Here is a 20,597-nt window from a genome sequence, read left to right as displayed (position 1 = left end):
TGTTTATTGTTTTTCTATAATTTTTAATATATAAATACAAAGTCTTAAAGCTTGTGTGCGATGAGAAATTTCTAATTTAATTTTCTCATCTAACTCGCCTAAAGTTTTATCATAACCTTTTGGGATAAATAAAGGATCATAGCCAAAGCCATTATTTCCCTTTGGAGTATCTATAGCAACACCATGCATATATCCATGTGTGCTAAAATGTCCATACTTTGAGCTTATAGCAATAGCTGCAGTATAAAAAGCATTACTTTGAGTTAGATTTTTTTTATGTAAAGCTTGAATGAGTTTGTTTCTATTAGCTTCATCTGTGCCTTCTTTGGAATATCTTGCTGAAAAAATCCCTGGTGCATTATCTAAAGCTTCTACACTTATACCGCTATCATCACTTAAGGTTATAAACTCATCTTGTTTTTTACCTAAAGCATTAAAAATAGCTTTGGATTTTATCAAAGCATTTTCTTTAAAACTTTTACCATCTTCGATGATTTCAAAAGGAGTGATGATTTCATTTAGTGCATAAATTTCATAAGTAGTTAGAGTTTTTTTAATTTCTTCTATCTTATGTGTATTAGAACTTGCTAGAATGATTTTTAATTTTTTTTTCATAAAATTCTCTTTTTGTTTTGACTTTAAAAAAAGTTTATCAAAATCATAGTAAAATTATCCTTTATAAGGAGAAAAGATGTTAAAAACCGTTTTGCCTTTATCTTTTATAGTTGGAACTAGATTTTTTGGTTTATTTATAGTTTTACCAGTTTTAAGTTTATATGCTTTAAATTTAAAAGGGGCTAATGAATTTTTAGTGGGGCTTTTGGTAGGTGTATATGCTTTAACTCAAATGGCTTTACAAGTTCCTTTTGGAATTCTTTCAGATAAAATAGGGCGTAAAAAAACTATGCTTATAGGGCTTGTGATATTTATCATAGGTTCTTTAGTTTGCTCGTATGCTAATGATATTTATACTATGATGTTTGGAAGATTATTACAAGGAGCAGGTGCTATAGGTGCTGTTGCTACTGCCATGATTAGTGATTTTATCAATGAAGAAAATCGCGGTAAGGCTATGGCTATCATGGGGTCTTTTATAGGACTTTCTTTTGCAACTTCTTTAGTGCTTTCACCATTAATGAGTGCTAAATTTGGGCTTTCGAGCTTATTTGATTTGAGTGCTATTTTAAGTTTAGTTTGTATCGTGCTTTTGTTTAGCGTAGTGCCAAAAGAACATACAATAGTACATGAAAATACTAAAACCCCATTAAAAAAACTTCTAAAAGAAAAAAACCTAGCTTTAATGAATCTTACTAATTGTATGCAAAAAATGCTTATGAGTATAGCTTTTTTAAGCATACCTTTGGTTTTGGTGCATGAGTTTAACTACCCAAGCGAAAATTTATGGCATGTTTATGTTAGCTCTATGGTACTTGGTTTTTTAGCTATGGGTTTATCAGGCTCTTTAGGGGAAAAAAGAGGTTTAAGCAAAGAAATACTGCTTTTAGGAGTAGCATTTTTCATCATCGCTTATATTATATTTGCTTTTTCGCATAATGCAGTAGTGTTTATGATAGGTGTTGTAGTATTTTTTATAGGATTTAATTTGCATGAGCCTATTATGCAAAGCTGTGCGAGTAAATTTGCCAAGGTAAATGAAAAGGGTGCAGCCTTGGGTGTGTTTAATGCTTTTGGGTATTTTGGAAGCTTTTTAGGTGGTGTTGTAGGAGGGTATTTTTTACACCATTTTAGTTTAGTAAATTTAGCCTTTGTGTTAATCGTTTTATCACTAATTTGGTTTGTATTGCTTTTATTTTTACAAAGCCCAGCAGATTTTAAAAATATCTACTTATCTTTAGATACTAAGCACGATTTAAATATGATTAAAAATTTAAATGGAGTTTTAGATGTGTATAAAAACTCTAAATTCTTAGTGATAAAATATGATAAAAAAATCACAAGCGAAGATGAACTTAAAACTAAATTTTAACACATTAATTTAAGTAAAAATTTATAAATATAATATTAACATACATAAAATTTTAGCTTAAAGGAACTACAATGTTAAAGCTATCTTCACGGGGGGGGGTGTGTTGGGGATCGAATAATCTTGATTTAACCTCTTCTTATAAAAAATTATCAAAACAAATTCTACTTTCAAATATAGTCGCTTCTTTACTTTTTTCATCTACATTTGCTTTACCTAGTGGAGGTAAATTTACTCATGGAACAACAGGAACTATAAACATTAATGGTAATACTATGAATATTAATGGTCATAAAGTTAGTTCTGTCATTCAATGGGGTGGTGGATTTAGTATTAATCAAGGTGAGAGTGTAAATTTTAATGGATCTAATAAAAACTATCTAAACATTGCTCATGGAACAAGTAAATCTACTATAGCTGGTTTATTAAATGCTAATGGTAATAATGTATTTTTAATCAATCCTAATGGAGTAATCATTACTAAAACAGGAACTATCAATGCTAATCGCTTTGTGGCTTCTACTTCATCTTTAAATAATGCAGATTATACAACATTTAAAAATTTAACTTATGAAAATGCTCATACTTTCTCACCTGTATTTAAACCTAATAAATTAGGTAATGTAGTTAATATGGGTAATATTAAAGCAGATAAAGTATTGCTTATAGGTAATAAAGTAGATATACAAGGTGGTAAGCTAGGTAATGCTAATTCTACTACACACTTAGTAGGAAATAATGTATATATAGATGCAGATAGTGCTAATTTAAATTCAACTATAAATGTAACAGCTACACAAAATGGTTATATACAAAGACAAATGAATAAATTTGCTAATGATAATTATAATTTTGGAAATTACACCAATATACAAAATACAAACTATACAGAAACTAACGGACAAACTCATAATGGAAGTAATAACTTCAAAAAAGTCCTAACTATAGGTAATATGGAAAATGAAAAAGCTAATGCTACAGAATGGTTTTACTTTGCTAAAGGGTGGAATGAATATATAGGTGATACACAAAGTGTTGATGAGTTTAGATTAGTAGGGAATGTGGATTTTAGTGGTAACAAAGGACAAGGAGTAGAAGGTAGAGACTGGCAAAACTATGCTAATTATTGTTTAAATGGTTTAGGTTGTACTTCTATGATAGTTACTTCTTTTGCTAAAACCTTTGATGGACAAGGCTATACTTTAAAAAATATCAATATAGACACAAGTTCTTTAAGCAATAAACCCTATTTTGTTGGTATATTTGGTTCTACTAATAATGCTACTATTAAAAATATTAATGTAGATTATATGGGTGGTGGGATAAAGGCTACTGATGGTGCTCGAGTTGGTGGTTTTGTTGGTTTTGCTAGTAATGGAACCTTTAGCAATATTTCTTTAAATAATATAGGGGATATTAGTAGTAGTAGTAGTAGTGTTGGTTTTAGCTATATCGGTGGTTTTGCTGGTAATGCTGGTGATGTATCCTTTAGCAACATTTCTTTAAATAACATAAGTAGTATTAGTGGTAGTGGTTATAGAGATATTCGTGCTGGTGGTTTTGTTGGTGGTTATGCTTATCGTGGAACCTTTAGTAATATTTCTTTAAATAATATAGGCAATATTAGTAGTAGTATTAGTAGTACTACTAGTGTCAGCTATACTGGTGGTTTTGCGGGTTATGCTAGTAATGGAACCTTTAGTAATATTTCTTTAAATAATATAGGCAATATTAGTGGTAGTAGTGATGATTATAGTGATAGCTATGCTGGTGGTTTTGCTGGTTTTGCTAGTGGAACCTTTAGTAATATTTCTTTAAATAATATAGGTAATATTAGTGGTAGTGGTCTTACTAGTGTCAGCTATGCTGGTGGTTTTGCGGGTTATGCTATAGATGGAACCTTTAGCAATATCTCTTTAAATAATATAGGCAATATTAGTAGTAGTAATAGTAATTATGGTGGTAGTGAGAGTTATGCCGGTGGTTTTATTGGTTATATTTACAATGATGATACTTCATCAATAATTACCTTCGAAAACATTTATATATTTTTTAATCCAAATATGAGTATAAGTGCAAGTGGTGGTAGGCAAAATTATATAGGTAAATTCTTTGGTAGAGGTTATTTTACTGGTGCTAATCCTACCTTTACTAATGTCCATATCTATCATCATACAAATGATTTAACTAATGCAATTACAGATAGAAATTACTGGGGTAATACCAATGATAAAATCCAAATTCACACTTACAATAACTCAAATCAACAAAGTTCATACCAAGACTTTTTATCTAAAGCAAATACTATAAGCAGACCTACCCCACCATCTAACCCAACTACCCCACCTAATCTTACAGATACTAATGTAAAATTAGATGAAAATGATTTACACCAAAACATAGTCAATGAAATCATAAATGATATTACCAATAATCATTATGAAATTAACATAGCTAATTTACTTAATATGCTTAAAGAAAAAACTAACTATACTAATATGAATGAGGAACAAAAAGCTAACTTTATAGCTAAATACTTTCTAAAAGGAAATACAACAAAAGCTTTAGAAGTAGTTCAAAGTTTAGACTTTCTTTTAGCTTATGAAAACAATGGCTTAAGTACTGCAAGTAATGATAAATTTGAAGCAAATGGTTTAAGTGTTAAAAACACTTTAGTAACTAATACTAAAAAAGTAATCAAAAACAAAAATGATTTATTTGATTTTTTAAGTGGTGATTTAAAAAATTTAGTTGTTGATTATAATCAAAACATAACAGATTTAAAAACAGCTCAAGAACAATTAAAAACAGCTATAGCTAAATATAATGACTATGTTAAAAAAGTCAATGAAAATCCTAGCTTAAAAAATGATGCAACTTTAAATTCTTTAAAAGCTGAAGTAGATAGATTAGATAATCTTAGTAAAGAACTTTTTGCTAGTATAAATAATAATCAAGAATTATTACAAACTTGGCAAAGCAAAACAAGCACTGATTCAAATAATCACTTTAAAATAAAAGGTGAGTTTAAAAACTTAGCCTTACTTACACCTAATTTAGATGAAGTAATAGTTAATGGTAATGAAAATGAAGACTATAAAAAAGTATCACGCCAAGTAGCTAATGCTCAAAAACAAACACCTACTTTTGAATATGAAGAAAACGAAAAAGAAGAAGTAGAAGAAACAGCCCTAATGCAAATTTGTATAGTAAGTGATAATTTTAAAACTATGAATCCTTGTGTAGTAGGAGAAATGTAGCAATCTATACTGCTTTGGCAGTATAGATTATACAAAATGTCTTTCTTTTAAAAGCACATATAATTTTAAAGTTGAAATAAAAAAAGTCAAAATAGCAGGACCGAGTATAATACCCCAAAAACCAAAACTTGAAATTCCTGCTATCATTGCAAAGAAAATCAAAAGTTCGTTGATTTGTGTTGGGATTTGAACTAGTTTTTTATTAATCCATTTGATGATGTAAGGTTTTACTAAAGTATCTGCTGTAAAAGAAATCATTACCACGCTATAGATGAAAATCACTAAAGCACCGCTTAGGTTGTTGTTTGCAAATTCATATAAAGAAACAGGCACATAAACTAAAGCCCCGCCTACTACTGGGATTAAAGAGCTAAAACAAAATAATATCCCCATTAAAATAGCATCATATCCATAAAATTTAGTGATGATGGCAAAAAGCACCCCTTGTAAAATAGCATTTAATACCATAGAATAAAACACCACAGACATTACATTACTCACTTCGCTTAAAATGCCTTGTGTTTCTTCTTTTTTCATAGGAACTATGGTTTTGATATAACCAATGAGTTGCGTTCCATAAAGATTAGCAAAGAAGTAAAATATGCAAATTAATACCATATCTGTTAGAAATTTAGTTCCGAATTTAGTTATGCTAGAAAGATAGGTTAAGACATTTTTAGAGATAGAATTTAAATCAATGCTTGTTAAGGCTTCTTTGATTTTTGGTTCTATAAAGCTTAAAGTTTCAGGTAAATGCAAAGAATAATTTTTAAGATACTCTAAAGTATTATGAAAATAGCTTATATCAAAACCTTTTGCAGCTTTAACTAATTCTATAATAGCATATACAAAAGGTATAAAAAACAATGCTAACATAAATATAGTCGTAGCTGCTGCAGCAACGACTTTTTTGCCTTTGAAAATTTTAAGAAATTTTATATTAATGTTTGAAGTTGAAACAGCCATCAAACTAGCTATGGCAATATTCATCAAAAAAGGTTTAAACAAATAAAGCACCCAAAATAAAATAATCAATATAAAACTAATTAAGAAAAAATTACTATTTTTCATCAAATAAACCTTTATTATATTTTAATTTTAATACATCAAAGCTTTTTAAACTCGCTATGCGTCCTTTGGCTGTCCTTTCTATATAGCCATTTGCTAGCAAATACGGCTCTATCACATCTTCTATAGTATTTTCATCTTCGCTTAATGCTGCTGCTATACTAGAAAGCCCTATAGGTTTTCTTTTGGCTTCGGTTAAAAGCTCCAAATACCTTAAATCCATCGCATCAAAACCAAGCTCATTTACTCCTAAACAATCAAGCGCCTCTTTAGCTCTTTTTTCGCTGATAATTTCTTCATCATTTACATCAGCAAAATCTCTTACTCTTTTTAGAAGTCTTAGGGCAATTCTTGGGGTAGAACGACTGCGTTTGGCTATCTCTAAAGAAGCTTTTTTTTCACAAGTTTTATTAAGCTTTAGAGCTGCTTTTTCTAAAATGATGGCAAGTTCTTCATTTTTATAAAATTCTAAGCGAAATTGCATACCAAAGCGATCGCGTAAAGGATTGCTTAGCATACCTGCTCTTGTAGTAGCTCCAATGAGTGTAAATTTAGGCAAATCGATTTTTATCGTTTGTGCGGCAGGGCCACTACCTATGATAATATCAAGGCGAAAGTCTTCCATAGCAGGATAAAGCACTTCTTCTATAGCAGGACTTAAACGATGAATTTCATCGATAAATAAAATATCTCCTTCGCTAAGATTAGTTAAAATCGCTGCTAAATCCCCGCTTTTTTCTATCATAGGGGCTGCTGTAGTTTTGATATTTGCATTCATTTCATAAGAGATAATGTTTGCTAAAGTTGTTTTACCAAGTCCTGCAGGTCCGCTAAAAAGGATATGATCTAAACATTCATTTCTTTTTTTAGCAGCTTTGATAAAAATTTCTAAATTTTTTTTAATGTTTTCTTGTCCTATATAGCCGTCAAAATTTGAAGGCCTTAGGCTTGTTTCATAAGTTTCATCAGGGGAAAATTTTTCAATCTCTACGATTCTATCCATATTTTTTCCATTTTATTTTGTAAGAAATTTTAATTTTATCTAAAATTTGCTAAAATAAACATTTAAACTTAATTATAGAAGTTTTTATGGGAATTTTAGAGCAATTAGAGTTAGATTACGAGCTTGAAGAAATTGAGCGTTTTTTATACTTTTTTAGAAGTCTTTGCGATATTTTAGAGCCTTTGATAGTAAAGCTAAGCAGTGATAGCTTAAAATACAAAGAAGCCTTAAAAGACCTAGAGCAAAATATCCATAATGTAGTTTGGGCAGCTAAAAGACTAAATTTAGATGAGATTACAAATTTTTGTACTTTTTGTGAAGAGATTATGCAAGAAGCAGCTAAATTTGATGGTCCTGCTAGTGATGAATTTGTGGATTGGATGTTTTTAGTGGGCGAACAGCTTGATAAGTATTGTAGTGATTATGAAAAAAATGCTTCTTTTTTAAGCGTGTTTAATCCTCAAATTGCAAATGTTCCTGATAAAATTTCTAAATAATGGGGACGACTTGGCTTCGACAGGAGTAGAGTGGCCTTGGTGGCATGTCGCTTTGAGCAAAGCGTATAAAGCTCAAATTAAAATTAAACGCAAACAACGTTAAATTTGCTCCTGCTTACGCTAAAGTTGCGTAAGTTCAGTTGAGCCTGAATTTTAAGTGATACTATCTAGCTTGGAATTTGGTCATTTTTGATAGTGTAGATTGAAATTTGACAAGTTTTGATTGAAGTTGAAGTCTTAGTCTAGCTTGAAATTTTGGAAGGTGAGTTTAGCTAGATGAATTTTTCACCTTTGCTAAGCATGTAGATGCCGTGGTTGTTTTATTTTTGGACAGGGGTTCAATTCCCCTCGTCTCCACCAATAATTAGCTTGTCTTTACTAATGCATTTTTTAATCAATAAATAAGATAAAGAGTAATAAAGCTTAAAATATCAAATTAATATTATAAATACAAACATTATTAAAATAGAATAGATGATTGCTATAATAAGACAAAATATTATAATTTTTTAATTATATTAACTTGTTATAATCAATAAAATATATTTTTAGTCAATGATAAAATTACAACTACAAAGTAAAATTTTAGTTTTCTTTGCAAGGCTATCCTTGCAAAGAAATTTATACAAATAAAGAATTTACACTTTCATTGTGATAAACTCTGCGTATTACCTCGCCAAAAATAGGTGCTACGCTTAGGACTTTGATTTTATCCATTTGTTGTTTTAAAGGTATAGTGTCAGTTACTACTAGCTCATCAAGCGCATCTTTGGCTATTCTTTCATAAGCTACGCCACTAAGCACAGGGTGAGTACAGCAAGCTATAACTGACTTTGCACCTTTGCTTTTAAATACTTCAGCAGCTTTTACTATGGTTCCTGCTGTATCGATGATATCATCTACTAAAATCACTTCTTTATCTTTTACATCACCAATGACATTCATCACTTCGCTTTCATTAGCTTTTTCGCGTCTTTTATCTACTATAACTATATCAAGCCCCAAAGCTTTTGCTACGCTTCTAGCTCTTGCTATACCGCCTATATCAGGACTTGCAATGATAGGATTTTTATAATTTTTATTTTTGATATAATCATTAAAAATAATACTTCCATAAAGATTATCCACAGGTATATCAAAAAAGCCTTGAATTTGTCCAGCATGTAAGTCTATGGTAGCTACTCTATCCACACCGGCTGATTCTATAAGATTTGCTACTAATTTTGCAGTAATAGGTACCCTAGGGCTTGCTTTTCTATCTTGTCTAGCATAGCCAAAATAAGGGATGATAGCTGTGATAGAGCTTGCACTTGAGCGACGCAATGCATCAGTCATGATTAAAAGTTCCATTAGATTATCATTGGTTGGGGCACAGGTACTTTGAATGATAAAGACATCTTTACCACGCACACTTTCATCTATTTGAATGCTAATTTCACCATCACTAAAACGCTTCACACCTGCATTGCTTAGAGGCAATGAAAGGTATTTTGAGATTTTTTTAGCAAATTCTTCATTTGCTGAACCAGAAAATATTTTATATCCACGCATATATAAGCCTTAGAAAGTTTTTTGTGATGATATAAAAAGTTTTTTAAAAATACAATAAAACATATTAAAAGCCGTGCAATCTTTTTAAATCAGTATCAATAGGAAATTTATTTCCATCTTTATCTACGCTTACATAAGTTACTACAGCTGAAGTTACATGCATACAATACACACGGCCATATTCATTAGCTCTTTGGGTAACTACTTCTACTTCTACGGTAATAGAAGTATTACCTGCTTTGATGATTTTTGCATAGCAAGATACCAAATCACCTACGAAAATTGGCTCTTTAAAAATGATTTTATCAACTGCAACTGTTACAACTCTTTGCGGGGAAAGTTCTCTTGCGGCAATAGCTCCGGCTAGATCAATTTGAGACATGATCCAACCTCCAAAGATATTGCCAGCAGGGTTTGTATTGCTTGGCATTGCTATAACTCTTAGCTTAGGCTCTCCCATATCTTTCATACATTCTCCTTGTGTTTTCAAAAAAATATTATAATTAAGTTTTAAAAATATAAAAAGGAAAAAGATGAATGATTTTAAGCAAATAGCAAAAATTGTGAAAAATAGGAAACAAAATATCAATAGTCTTTATAATATACTTCAAACCAATCAAAATCATCCTTTGATAGATAGGGCATTAGAATTAGCTAATCTTAATAATGAAAAAAGCAATATTTTGGCAATGTTGCGTCGTTTGGTGGATTTAAAAGAAGAAAATTTAGTTCAAGAGCTTGAGAAAAAAGGCTTGAGTGAAGAAGAAATTTCACAGATTAAATATAAAGTTTTTTCTTTAGTAAGAGCCTTTTATGAAGTAGAGCATCAGGATTTAATTGATGAGATTAAAAATAAAAATTTATTAGATGAGTTTTATTTAAATTTGGTTCAAGGCATACATAATATAGGCGTAGTTATGAATTCATTTGAGCTTGTTTGGAGTAAGCAAATTTTAGATACAAATAATAAAATTTTAAAAGAACAATTTCCAAATTTAAGTGATGCTTTGGAGTTTTTAAAGCAAAATGAGCTTTATCAGCTTAATCAAGATGGTGAAATTTGTGAAAGAAGTTATGGTGCTTTAGTTAAAATAGGAACTTTGTGGAGGTTTTTACCTTATGCAAAAGCTTTTGAAAATGAAGTTTTAAAACTTGAGTATGAGTTTGATAAGCTTTTAGAAAAACTAAAAAATTGTGCTTTAGATGATGAAAAGAATGCTTATATTAATTATATAGAAAAATTAAAATTTGCTTTTTGTGAAAAAGATAATAATGAAGTAGTTAAAAAATGGCAAGAAGCAGAACTTGCGTGGATGGAAGTAAAATGTCCATTACAAATTGGCCATCCTTTAGAATACTATGAAGATTCTTACACTCATGCAGTGGCACTTGAATGGGATATACGCTTAGAAGATGTGAGTGATTTTAACGGGAGCGAATTTAAAGAAAAAATCAAAAAAAGCTTTGCTATGGTGTATGCAAATTTAGAAGAAGATGATGAAGATTTGTTTGATGAAGTGAATTTTAATCTTGAAAAAACGCAGCTTTATATTTGTATGCCTATGATTTTTTATGGAGCAGAACTTAAAGGACTTTTTTCAGCTCAAGTTGTGCCAAATGATGAATATGTAAGCAATATAGCAGGTAAAAAAATCTTTGCTTTTTTAAATTATGTTTATGAAAATGCTAAAACTAAGCCTTTTATGAAGCTTTCATCTATGGTGTTTGAAAAGGAATTTTTAGATTATGGTAGAGAAATTTTATTTTATAATGAGAAATTATGGAAAAGAATTTACGAGGTTTCAACCATAGGTCATGAGTTTGGGCATATTTTCTTTGTGGCAAATGATAGTGAAAAGAAAATGAATGAAAGTGGAGTATTTAAAAATATAGAAGAGTTTAAAGCTACTGCAGGCGGACTTGTGAATTTCTTTTTACATGAAGAAGATGATTTAAAGCTCCCTGTGTTTTATGAGCTTATAAAAAGAGCTATAGGTTTAATTGCATGGCAAAGAGTAGAGGAGGTTAAACCTTATTATACAGAAGGTTTGATTCATTTATCTTTGCTGTTCAAAGCAGGGGTGTTATCTTTTACAAATAAGAAATTAAGCATTAAATTTGATGAGGAAGCTTATGAAAGCTTTAAAGACATATTCATGCAAAATTATTATAAATTAGCAAAGCATTATATGCTTAAAGAAGATGCAAAGCTTTATTTAGATGAATTTTGTGTTTTAGAAGATGAGGTGTTTTTACCACTTGATGATGAATGCAAAGAATTTGTAAAATATTACTACGAATTACATAAACTTTATGGTAATGAAATCGATGAAAGTGGGGAATTTGAAAAATACTCTAATGCAAAATAAATTTTAATCAAGAAGAATTTAACTTTCTTCTTGATATTTGCTATTTTCTAATTCTTTTTCCATATCTTTTTGCGTTTTTAAAATGGCTTTGCTAAAACCATTTAGCACCGAAAAAGGAGCAAATTGTGCTACTCTTTTTTCTATCGGCATTGGTGGAAAATGTTTTGATTTTTCGTATTTTATATTGATAATATCTTCATAATTTTCATGCATTATGTCCTCCTATCAAAGAAGAAATCTCTTTGGTTTCATCATCTAAGCTTGAGGCTTTTAAAATGGCTTTTTTGCCAAATTTTTGAATGATTTGAAGTCTTGTTTTTTGGAGTTTTTCTTCTTTTGCAAGTTGATTTTTCTCTTGTAAGATTGCATTAAAATCACTAAATAAATTTAATTCTTGGTAATTTTCTTGTGGGTTATTTGTGATGTTATTTAAACTTAGGCTGATTTTTCTAATACTTAAATTTTTATCACTGATTTTGTAAAAAAGTTCTAAGGCTTTATCATTGATTATTTTTAAAGAATTTGTGAAATTTTCTAAATTTATACTTCCGTGAGCATTTTTAGGTATGTATCTGCCATAGCTATCTTTAATAATAGTTCCTTTATAAGGATTTAAAAGATTCGAATTTTCTAAATTGCTTTTATCATATTGTATATCTAGTGTGATATGGTTTGTTTTAAACTCATATTGTATTAGCTCAAGTACTAGATGATCAACAAGTTCTTTTAAAACATTTTTTGCTTGAGTATTATTGTAAGCAAAAGGTAAAACCTTAGCCATAATTTTAGAATGATTTTGCGTTTTATAGTTTTTAATATCTTTCATTGTGCAAGTTTCAACACCCCATGCATGATCAATTAAAAGTTCAGCATTTACACCAAAATACTTGTAAAGCAAATCTTCATGTTTTAAAGAAAATCTTGCAAGATCTCCCATAGTATGAATATTTAAATTTGCAAGTTTTAATGCAATACCTTTACCTATACGCCAAAAATCTTTTAAAGGCTTATGATGCCACATTTTATATCTATATAGTTTCTCATCTAAAAAGGCTATAAGTAAACCATTTTCATCTACTTTTTGTCTTTTGGCAAGTATATCCATAGCAATTTTTGCTAAATACAAATTTGTTCCTATTCCAGCTGTTGCTGTGATTTTGCTAGTATGTAAAATATCAAGCAAAACCTTAGTAAGTAGCTCATAAGCTGAAAGCTTATATTTATCAAGATAAGAGCTAAGATCAATAAAAACTTCATCAATAGAATATATATGAATATCTTTAGCGTCAAAGTATTTTAAATAAATACTATATATTTTTGCACTAAATTCTATATAAGTTGCCATTCTAGGTTTAGTTATGATGTAATCTAGTTTTAAATTTAAATCATTTTTAAGTTCCAATGTGTCAAAACTTTTAGCTTTAAAGTGGTGTTTTTGAGCTTGTTTTAGTCTTTCTTGGTTGATTGAATGGATTTTTTGTTTAAACTCAAAAAGTCTTAATCTGCCGGGTATGTTATAAGTTTTTAGTGCAGGTGAAACTGCTAGTATGATAGTTTTATCCGTTCTTGATTCATCTGCTACAATAAGATTAGTTGTTAAAGGATCTAAATTTCTTAAAACACACTCAGCTGAAGCATAAAAAGATTTCAAATCAATAGAAGCATAAAATTGCATAGTGTATAAGTTACCTTAAAATCAAGATTAATTATAATTATACCAATAAAATTAGAAAGCTGAATCGAAAGAAAATAAAAATATAAGGTGGCGGACAGAGAGGGATTTGAACCCTCGAGACCCGTTAAGATCTGCACCCTTAGCAGGGGTGTGGTTTCAGCCACTCACCCATCTGTCCCTAAAGGTTGAAGTATATCTTAAATTTTATAAGATATACCTTAAATTAAACGCTAAGATAGGCAATAAATAGGGTTATTACAAAGCCTATTCCTAATACCACTATCTGCTTACCCCTGTCTTTTCGTATAGCTATAAGAGTAATTAATAATCCTGATATATAAAGCACTATCATAGCAAGTGCAAAAGCCAATCCAAGTACAGAAAAATACCACATACCTTTATCTTTATGTAGTAAAATCATATTTCCAAGTAAGCTTCTTTCTTTTGTGATAATTTCATAATTATTTTCATCTATTTTAATAATACTTGCAGTGTAGCTTATGGTACCAAGTTCTATGCCGTTGCCTTTTTTGTTAAGCTTTGGTTCCAAAGAAGAAGGAAGCTTTAAACTATTTTTATTTAAAAAATCAATTAAAAATTCAGCTTCAGCTCCTTTTTGGATAACAGCTTGAACTTTATAGTTTTGAATTTTGGCTCCACTTTCTCCATCAAAACCGGCTATATACGCAAAACCTGTAAGTGCATATAAAAATGCTAGTGGCAAAAAAAACAAACTAATATAAATATGAATTTGTCTAAAAAATTTATTTTTATTCATTTTTTAACTCCTTTTTTTGTAAAAAGTATACAAACAAAAAATGAAGTGAAAATAAATCTAATCTTTTTTAAATTTACGCATCAAAGTAAAAAAACTACGTATTATTCCATAGCATACATATAAACTAGCAACAATTAAAGCACTTTCTAAAAAATATAAATAAAGCATAGAAAACAAAATCACTAAAAGAATTAATACTTTTAAAACATTTGCTCTTTTTAGATCAATCTTTTTAAAGCTTGGATATCTTATATTGCTTACCATTAAAAAAGCTAAAAGTATTTGTATGCATAAGATAAATAAAGAATAATCATGTAAAAAATCATAATACAAATAAGCACTTACCCATAAAGCACTTACAACTGCAGCTGTTGGTATAGGAAGCCCTATAAAAACAGAAGGTTCATAAGTGCCTGTAGTAACATTAAATCTTGCTAAGCGTATAGCACCAAAAACAACAAACAAACCCGCTATTAAAGAACCAAAGCGACCATACTCATAGCCTATACTCATATAAAAAAGTATGGCAGGTGCAACACCAAAGGCTATTAAATCAGCTAGTGAGTCAAACTCAACTCCAAATTTAGAAGTAGAATTAGTAGCTCTTGCCACACGACCATCTAGACCATCACAGATTAATGATAAAATGATATAAATCAAGGCTTTATCAAAGTTTTGATTTATGGAAGCAATTACTGAAATAATTCCTAAAAATATTGAAGCAGCGGTAAAAAGATTTGGCAAAATATAAATTAGCTTAAAATTCATGGATTTAAGTACCCTATCAATGCACCAACGCGAACCTTATCGTTTTCATTAACACAAATTCTAGTATCTTTTGGAAGCAACAAGCTTACACTACCATCAAACATAAAACCTAGATTTTGTCCATGATTTAAATGGTGTCCAAAATCATATATATGATTTTTTCTATTTAAGGCTCCAAAAATCACACGCAAAGCCCATTGTTTGTCTTTTGAGCGAGCTAAAAATAATACTCTTTCACTCATTAAATTTGTATTTTTCATAAAAGGGCATAAAAAAAGTCCATGTCTTACTCTGGTTTCTTCTATATCCATAGCTAAAGGTGCTATAATATTTCCTTGAGAAAAAATATTATTAATAATTTGTATTTCTATGCATTCTCCAAGCTCTTTATACGAGCTTGTTTTAATGCATTTAATTTTTCCTTCTATGGGAGCTATAATAGTATTCGAATCTGCAATATAATCAACATTGCTAGTTCTAAAAAGACAAACAAAAAGTATAAAAATACACCACAAAAGCCAAGAAAATCCCCATATAATTTGAACTATTACAAAAACTATAGCTAGAAGTATGAGTAAATTCCAGCCAGCTTTTGCAATAAAATTTGTTTTCATTAGTTTTCCTTAGTAGTTTCTTGCTCTTTTTCTTCTAAACGTGTTGGAAGATTGTTCTCTTCTTCATAATTTTTAATAATCTCTCTTACTTTGGCACCATCAATAGTTTCTTCTTCATATAATGCTTGAACCATTATTTCTATAGCTCCGCTATAAGTTTTTAAAATTTCTTTTACTCCCACATAGCGTTCATCCAAGGTTTTCTTTACATATTCATCTAAATCTTGTGCCATTTTATCAGAATAATCTTTTATAGTTTGTCCGCCACTTAAAAAAGTATTTCTTTGCTTTTCAAGCACCATTAAGCCTGCTATCTCACTCATACCATACATAGAAATCATAGCTTTTATAATATCAGTTGCACGTTCAAGATCGTTACTTGCACCTGTTGAAATTTCTTTGATAAAAATTTCTTCAGCTGCACGTCCCCCTAAAAGCACATCTACTTCGGCTAAAAGTTCATGCTTTTGCATTAAGAATTTATTTTCTTCAGGAGTATTTAATGTATAGCCTAAAGCTGCTAAACCACGAGGTATAACAGAAACTTTACTTACTTTTTTTGCACCTTTTGTGGTTTCAGCTATTAGTGCATGACCACATTCATGATATGTTACGATTTTTTTCTCTTTATCATTGATTCTGCGTGATTTTTTCTCAAGACCTGCTATAGCTCTTTCTACTGCTTCAACCAAGTCTTTTTGTTCAACATGTTTTTTAGAATCTCTACCTGCAAGTAAAGCTGCTTCATTGATGATGTTTGCTAAATCAGCACCTGCGAGACCTGCTGTTAATCTTGCTATATCTTCCACTTTTACTTCAGATGAAATTTTAACATCTTTCATATGTACTTTTAAAATATCACATCTACCTTTAAAATCTGGTTTATCAACCAAAACTTGCCTATCAAAACGCCCAGGTCTAAGTAAAGCAGCATCTAAAACTTCAGGGCGATTTGTAGCTGCTAAAACAATTACTGGTGAGCTTTCAGTACCAAAACCATCCATTTCTGCTAAAAGTTGATTTAGAGTTTGTTCTCTTTCATCATTTCCACCCATCATACCACTTGCTGCACGAGATTTTCCTATAGCATCAATCTCATCTATAAATACAATAGCTGGAGCTTCTTTTTTAGCATTTTCAAATAAATCTCTAACCCTACTAGCTCCAACGCCCACAAACATTTCTATAAAAGATGAGCCTGATACACTAAAAAATGGTACATCAGCTTCGCCTGCTACTGCTTTTGCAAGCAAAGTTTTACCTGTGCCTGGAGGACCTACAAGCAAAAGTCCCTTTGGAATTTTTGCTCCAAGATTAATATATCTTTCAGGATATTTTAAAAAATCAACAATTTCTTTAACTTCTTCTTTTGCTTCTTCAACACCTGCTACATCATTAAATTTGACCTTTGGTTTTTCTGAATTAACAAGTTTTTTAGAACTTCCTATGCCAAGTATGGATCCACCCATATTTTTTTGCATACGAGAGGCTAAAAACATCCATATACCAAAGAAGATAAATACCGGTAAAACCCAAGAAAGTAAGATATCTATAAACCAATTGCTTTCATTAAAAGCTCCATAAGAAACACCTTTTGAATCAAGTAAAGGCACAAATGTAGCATCATTTGGAACTTTTTTGGTGATATATATCATATTTCCTGCTTTAGATACAGCTTTTATGGTAGTTTGACCTATGTTAACTTGGGCTATTTGATTATTTTCAATTAAAGTTTTTAACTCAGAATAAGTAACTTTTTTAGTATTTTCTCCACCCATAATTCCCATGTTACCATCATCAGAAAGCCCTTTAAATAAAAGGATAGCTATAATGGCAAATATAGCAAAAATAAAAATGGGATTTTTATTAAAAAAGTTATTATTGTTTTGATTATCTTTTAAATCATTTGATTTTTTATTCATTATTTTTTTCCTTTTTATAAACTAAACTCAACCATTCTCCTTTGTGTTTGCACTCTAACAAAGTTAAATCTTTGAATTTATCTTTAATTTTTTCTTCATATTTGTTTAAAATACCAGATAAGATTAAAATTCCACCCTCTTTAGTTTTTTCTTTTAAATCCTTTTCTAGTATGATTAAAATATCAGCAATGATATTTGCTACAACTATATCATATTTATGTAAGCTTTTATTAATAGAACCAACCCAAATATCATCAAAACTAACTTGATTTAATTTAGCATTTTCTTTACTTGCGACTATAGCTAATTCATCAGTATCACAAGCTTGTACTTTTGCTCCAAGTTTAGCCATAATAATGCTTAAAATTCCACTTCCACAGCCCACATCTAAACAAGATTTAGAGTTATCTGTGTACTTTTGTAAAAATTCTATGCAAGTATAAGTGCTTTCATGATGTCCTGAGCCAAAAGCTAGAGCAGGATCTATTATGATATTAATTTTATCTTTTTTAGCTTCTTGCCAAGTAGTGTGAATGTGAATATTGCCAATAGTTAAAGCCTGTATGCTTTTTTTATATTCTTCTATCCAATTTTTATTTTCTTTTTTGTTTAAAGTAGAGTGGTAATTGATACTGGTGTTTAATTTTTTACACAATTTTAGGTGAAAATTTTGTAAGGCTATTTGAATGAGTTCTAAATTTTCTTCAGAACGTATATAAATTCCATTGTTTTTTTCTTCTATTGCATCTATATTTAAAGAAAAAACAAGATCAAGGAATAAATTTAAATATTCCTTATCTGTTTGAAAAAAAAGTTCGTAATAATATGTTTGCATAAAAACTTAGATGATTAACCTTCGTTAGTTCCTAGAACATCTTCAAGTTTTTCTTTTAATACTTGAGGAGTAAAAGGTTTTACAATGTAGTTATTTACGCCTGCTTTTAAAGCAGTGATAACTTCAGCTTTACCACCTTCTGTTGTTACCATAATAATAGGCATATCAGCGTATTTTTCTTCTGCTCTTACTTTTTTTACTAGTTCCAAGCCATTCATTTCAGGCATATTCCAGTCTGTAATTAAAATTTTAATATCATCATTTTGTGAAAGTAAATCCCAAGCTTCAACACCATGTTCAGCTTCTAAAACATCTTTATGACCTAATCTCACAAGAGTATTTTTGATTATTCTTCTCATGGTAGAACTATCATCAACTACTAATAACTTCACTTTTTTTCCTTTATTAGATTATTAATTACATTAAAATATGTAATTGTATCATTTTTATTTTTATTAATCAATTGAAAGTGCATATTATATCATTTTAAAATAAAATTAGAATTTAATTATTCTCCATTTTTATTGTGGTTAAACTCAGGCACAATTTCCTTTAAAACTTTTGCAGGATCTGAGCTTTGAAGTAATCTTTCTATTTCTTGATTTAAAATTTTTAAATCTTTAATTTCACTAGTGGTGACAAAAATACTTTCGTATTGAGTTTTTAAATCATTTTCGTGAATTAAAAGTTCTTCATAGAGCTTTTCACCTTTTCTAAGTCCGGTAATTTTGATTTCTAATTTCTTATTAGAAAGTAAAAGCATTTTTTTAGCTAGATCCATAATTTTTACTGGTTCACCCATATCAAGTACAAATAACTCTCCACCTTTAGCAATAGCAGCAGCTTGTAAAACAAGTTGCACAGCTTCATCCACTAGCATAAAATAACGCACTATATCAGGATGAGTAAGAGTAAGTGGCTCATTAGCCGCAATTTGAGCTTTAAATTTAGGTATAACACTTCCACTTGAGCCTAAAACATTTCCAAAACGCACACAAGCTACTTCAAAATTTTCACAACTTGAACTTAGTGCATAAAGTTCGCAAATTCTTTTTGTACAACCCATGATATTAGTCGGTCTTACAGCTTTATCAGTGCTTATCATAACAAATTTAGCAACTTTATAAGTTTTTGCGAGATCGATCAAATTTTTAGTGCCTATAATGTTATTTAAAATAGCTGAATGTGGATTTTGCTCACACAAAGGTACGTGTTTATAAGCTGCTGCATGTAAAATTAAATCTATGTTTTTTTCTTGTAAAAGTTTTTCTAAAGCTTCTTTGTCTAAAATACTCATCATAATAGGTTCAATTTTTTCTCTATGTAAGCTTAATTCTTCATTGATTTTGTATAAATTATACTCGCTATGATCAAGCATAATTAAGTGTTTTGCTCCAAATTTAATGCATTGTTTGCAAAGCTCACTTCCTATAGTCCCGCCAGCTCCACTAACTAAAACTACTTTATCTTTGATAAAATCAATCACACAAGCATTATCTAAGTCTTTTGGCTTACGTGCTAATAAATCTTCAATGCTTATGTCTCTTGCTTCATTTTGTGTAAAAGAAAAAAGCTTTATATCATTAATCCCATAAGCAATGAGTTCATCAAAAAGCTTTTTCAATTCTTCTTGTTCAAGTTTTAAAGCAATAATAGCAGTATGAATACCTTCAGAAGTATATTTTCTAATCGCTTCTTTTTCTTCAACTATAAATTTATCACAATAAGTACCTATTAAATTTTTACGCTCATCTACTACAGCTATAGGAAATAGCCCTAAGCTTCCTTCTTTGGCTCCTTTTAATAAATGCAAAGCCTTTGAAGTAGCACCAACTACTATACAAGGGTGTTCTTCGTTGTATTTTGGCTTTCTAAAATCAACTATCATTCTTTTGCTTATACGCAAACTTCCAATTAACATGCAAGATAAAACAAAATCTATTCCTATAACGCTTCTTGGAAAAGGATTAAAAAAATCATCATAAAAATAATAAATTGTTAAAAATACAAGCTCAGCTAAAGCTAAAGCAATAACTAATTTACGTGCTTCATTAAGTGAGAAAAATCTCCAAGCAACTTGATAAATTCTAAAAAAAGCTAGAAAAATGATTTTAAGTAAAATCAAAATCACAGCACTTTTAAACATACCTTCATAAAATTCACTCGGGATATCTGCACTAAAGCGTAAAGAAAAAGACAAATAAATACTTATAACAAAAAGTAAAATATCAGCACCTAGAAAAAAACCTAAGCGTTTGCTTTTATAATCCATC

18 protein-coding genes, 1 tRNA gene and 1 other RNA gene are annotated in these 20,597 nt (G+C 29.8%); 5 read left to right on the top strand and 15 right to left on the bottom strand.

Annotated elements, in window-relative coordinates; all coding sequences use genetic code 11:
- Positions 1 to 3: 3 nt before the first annotated feature.
- Positions 4 to 615, bottom strand: a complete 612-nt coding sequence (locus CAQ16704_RS06440) for a non-canonical purine NTP pyrophosphatase (protein ID WP_039667411.1) — start codon at positions 613 to 615, stop codon at positions 4 to 6.
- A 76-nt stretch (positions 616 to 691) separates the two neighbouring features.
- Between CAQ16704_RS06440 and CAQ16704_RS06435 the strand changes: the two genes are divergently transcribed.
- Together CAQ16704_RS06435 and CAQ16704_RS06430 are read left to right on the top strand one after the other, a co-directional pair.
- Positions 692 to 1,987: an MFS transporter gene (locus tag CAQ16704_RS06435; RefSeq protein ID WP_039667410.1), complete on the top strand. Its 1,296-nt coding sequence runs from the start codon at positions 692 to 694 to the stop codon at positions 1,985 to 1,987.
- Between the two features lie 71 nt (positions 1,988 to 2,058).
- Positions 2,059 to 5,244, top strand: coding sequence for a two-partner secretion domain-containing protein (locus CAQ16704_RS06430; protein WP_039667409.1), 3,186 nt, complete (start codon positions 2,059 to 2,061; stop codon positions 5,242 to 5,244).
- A 27-nt stretch (positions 5,245 to 5,271) separates the two neighbouring features.
- On the opposite strand, the gene CAQ16704_RS06425 is transcribed toward CAQ16704_RS06430, so the two are convergent.
- Both CAQ16704_RS06425 and ruvB read right to left on the bottom strand, forming a co-directional pair.
- On the bottom strand, positions 5,272 to 6,315 hold the full coding sequence (locus CAQ16704_RS06425; protein ID WP_039667408.1) for an AI-2E family transporter: 1,044 nt from the start codon (positions 6,313 to 6,315) through the stop codon (positions 5,272 to 5,274).
- On the bottom strand, positions 6,305 to 7,315 hold the full coding sequence (gene ruvB, locus CAQ16704_RS06420; RefSeq protein WP_039667407.1) for a Holliday junction branch migration DNA helicase RuvB: 1,011 nt from the start codon (positions 7,313 to 7,315) through the stop codon (positions 6,305 to 6,307). Before ruvB ends, CAQ16704_RS06425 begins: the two co-directional genes overlap by 11 nt.
- A gap of 86 nt (positions 7,316 to 7,401) precedes the next feature.
- Here ruvB and CAQ16704_RS06415 point away from each other — a divergent pair, with 86 nt between their 5' ends.
- Positions 7,402 to 7,812, top strand: a complete 411-nt coding sequence (locus CAQ16704_RS06415) for a hypothetical protein (RefSeq protein ID WP_039667406.1) — start codon at positions 7,402 to 7,404, stop codon at positions 7,810 to 7,812.
- Between the two features lies 1 nt (position 7,813).
- Positions 7,814 to 8,172: a transfer-messenger RNA gene (gene ssrA / locus CAQ16704_RS08090) on the top strand.
- A 261-nt stretch (positions 8,173 to 8,433) separates the two neighbouring features.
- On the opposite strand, the gene CAQ16704_RS06410 is transcribed toward ssrA, so the two are convergent.
- Positions 8,434 to 9,363 (bottom strand): ribose-phosphate pyrophosphokinase, encoded by a 930-nt coding sequence (locus CAQ16704_RS06410; protein WP_039619082.1) that lies wholly within the window; start codon positions 9,361 to 9,363, stop codon positions 8,434 to 8,436.
- 64 nt (positions 9,364 to 9,427) lie between these two features.
- Positions 9,428 to 9,832 carry an acyl-CoA thioesterase gene (locus tag CAQ16704_RS06405; RefSeq protein WP_039667405.1) on the bottom strand — a complete coding sequence of 135 codons (405 nt, stop codon included), beginning with the start codon at positions 9,830 to 9,832 and terminating at the stop codon, positions 9,428 to 9,430.
- Between the two features lie 64 nt (positions 9,833 to 9,896).
- On the opposite strand from CAQ16704_RS06405, the gene ciaB reads away from it, so the two are divergent.
- Positions 9,897 to 11,732, top strand: a complete 1,836-nt coding sequence (gene ciaB, locus CAQ16704_RS06400; RefSeq protein ID WP_039667404.1) for an invasion protein CiaB — start codon at positions 9,897 to 9,899, stop codon at positions 11,730 to 11,732.
- Between the two features lie 18 nt (positions 11,733 to 11,750).
- Here the strand turns inward: ciaB and CAQ16704_RS06395 are convergent, their stop codons facing one another.
- From CAQ16704_RS06395 to pglF, 10 genes are all read right to left on the bottom strand, one after another.
- The gene (locus CAQ16704_RS06395) at positions 11,751 to 11,945 is read right to left on the bottom strand and encodes a hypothetical protein (protein ID WP_052245026.1); all 195 of its coding nucleotides are present in this window, start codon (positions 11,943 to 11,945) and stop codon (positions 11,751 to 11,753) included.
- Positions 11,938 to 13,407 (bottom strand): Y-family DNA polymerase, encoded by a 1,470-nt coding sequence (locus CAQ16704_RS06390; protein WP_039667403.1) that lies wholly within the window; start codon positions 13,405 to 13,407, stop codon positions 11,938 to 11,940. Before CAQ16704_RS06390 ends, CAQ16704_RS06395 begins: the two co-directional genes overlap by 8 nt.
- Positions 13,408 to 13,495: 88 nt before the next feature.
- A tRNA-Ser gene (locus CAQ16704_RS06385) sits at positions 13,496 to 13,585 on the bottom strand.
- Positions 13,586 to 13,630: 45 nt separating this feature from the next.
- Positions 13,631 to 14,185 carry a membrane protein gene (locus CAQ16704_RS06380; RefSeq protein WP_039667402.1) on the bottom strand — a complete coding sequence of 185 codons (555 nt, stop codon included), beginning with the start codon at positions 14,183 to 14,185 and terminating at the stop codon, positions 13,631 to 13,633.
- Positions 14,186 to 14,242: 57 nt separating this feature from the next.
- Positions 14,243 to 14,953, bottom strand: coding sequence for a CDP-diacylglycerol--serine O-phosphatidyltransferase (gene pssA / locus CAQ16704_RS06375; RefSeq protein ID WP_039667401.1), 711 nt, complete (start codon positions 14,951 to 14,953; stop codon positions 14,243 to 14,245).
- Complete coding sequence (locus CAQ16704_RS06370) at positions 14,950 to 15,567, bottom strand: phosphatidylserine decarboxylase-related protein (RefSeq protein WP_039667400.1); 618 nt, start codon at positions 15,565 to 15,567, stop codon at positions 14,950 to 14,952. Before CAQ16704_RS06370 ends, pssA begins: the two co-directional genes overlap by 4 nt.
- Entirely contained in the window at positions 15,567 to 17,489 is a 1,923-nt protein-coding gene (gene ftsH, locus CAQ16704_RS06365; RefSeq protein WP_039667399.1) for an ATP-dependent zinc metalloprotease FtsH, read from the bottom strand. The genes CAQ16704_RS06370 and ftsH overlap by 1 nt, the downstream gene beginning before the upstream one ends.
- On the bottom strand, positions 17,482 to 18,324 hold the full coding sequence (locus CAQ16704_RS06360) for a 50S ribosomal protein L11 methyltransferase (protein WP_039667398.1): 843 nt from the start codon (positions 18,322 to 18,324) through the stop codon (positions 17,482 to 17,484). The genes ftsH and CAQ16704_RS06360 overlap by 8 nt, the downstream gene beginning before the upstream one ends.
- 14 nt (positions 18,325 to 18,338) lie before the next feature.
- On the bottom strand, positions 18,339 to 18,716 hold the full coding sequence (locus tag CAQ16704_RS06355) for a chemotaxis response regulator CheY (protein WP_039619063.1): 378 nt from the start codon (positions 18,714 to 18,716) through the stop codon (positions 18,339 to 18,341).
- Between the two features lie 116 nt (positions 18,717 to 18,832).
- Entirely contained in the window at positions 18,833 to 20,596 is a 1,764-nt protein-coding gene (gene pglF, locus CAQ16704_RS06350; protein WP_039667397.1) for a UDP-N-acetylglucosamine 4,6-dehydratase (configuration-retaining), read from the bottom strand.
- Between the last annotated feature and the right edge of the window lies 1 nt (position 20,597).

It is taken from the genome of Campylobacter sp. RM16704, assembly GCF_000816245.1.
GTDB lineage: Bacteria > Campylobacterota > Campylobacteria > Campylobacterales > Campylobacteraceae > Campylobacter_D.
The sequence above is the reverse complement of the archived record's forward strand: the minus strand, read 5'-3'. Positions and strand labels throughout refer to the sequence as shown.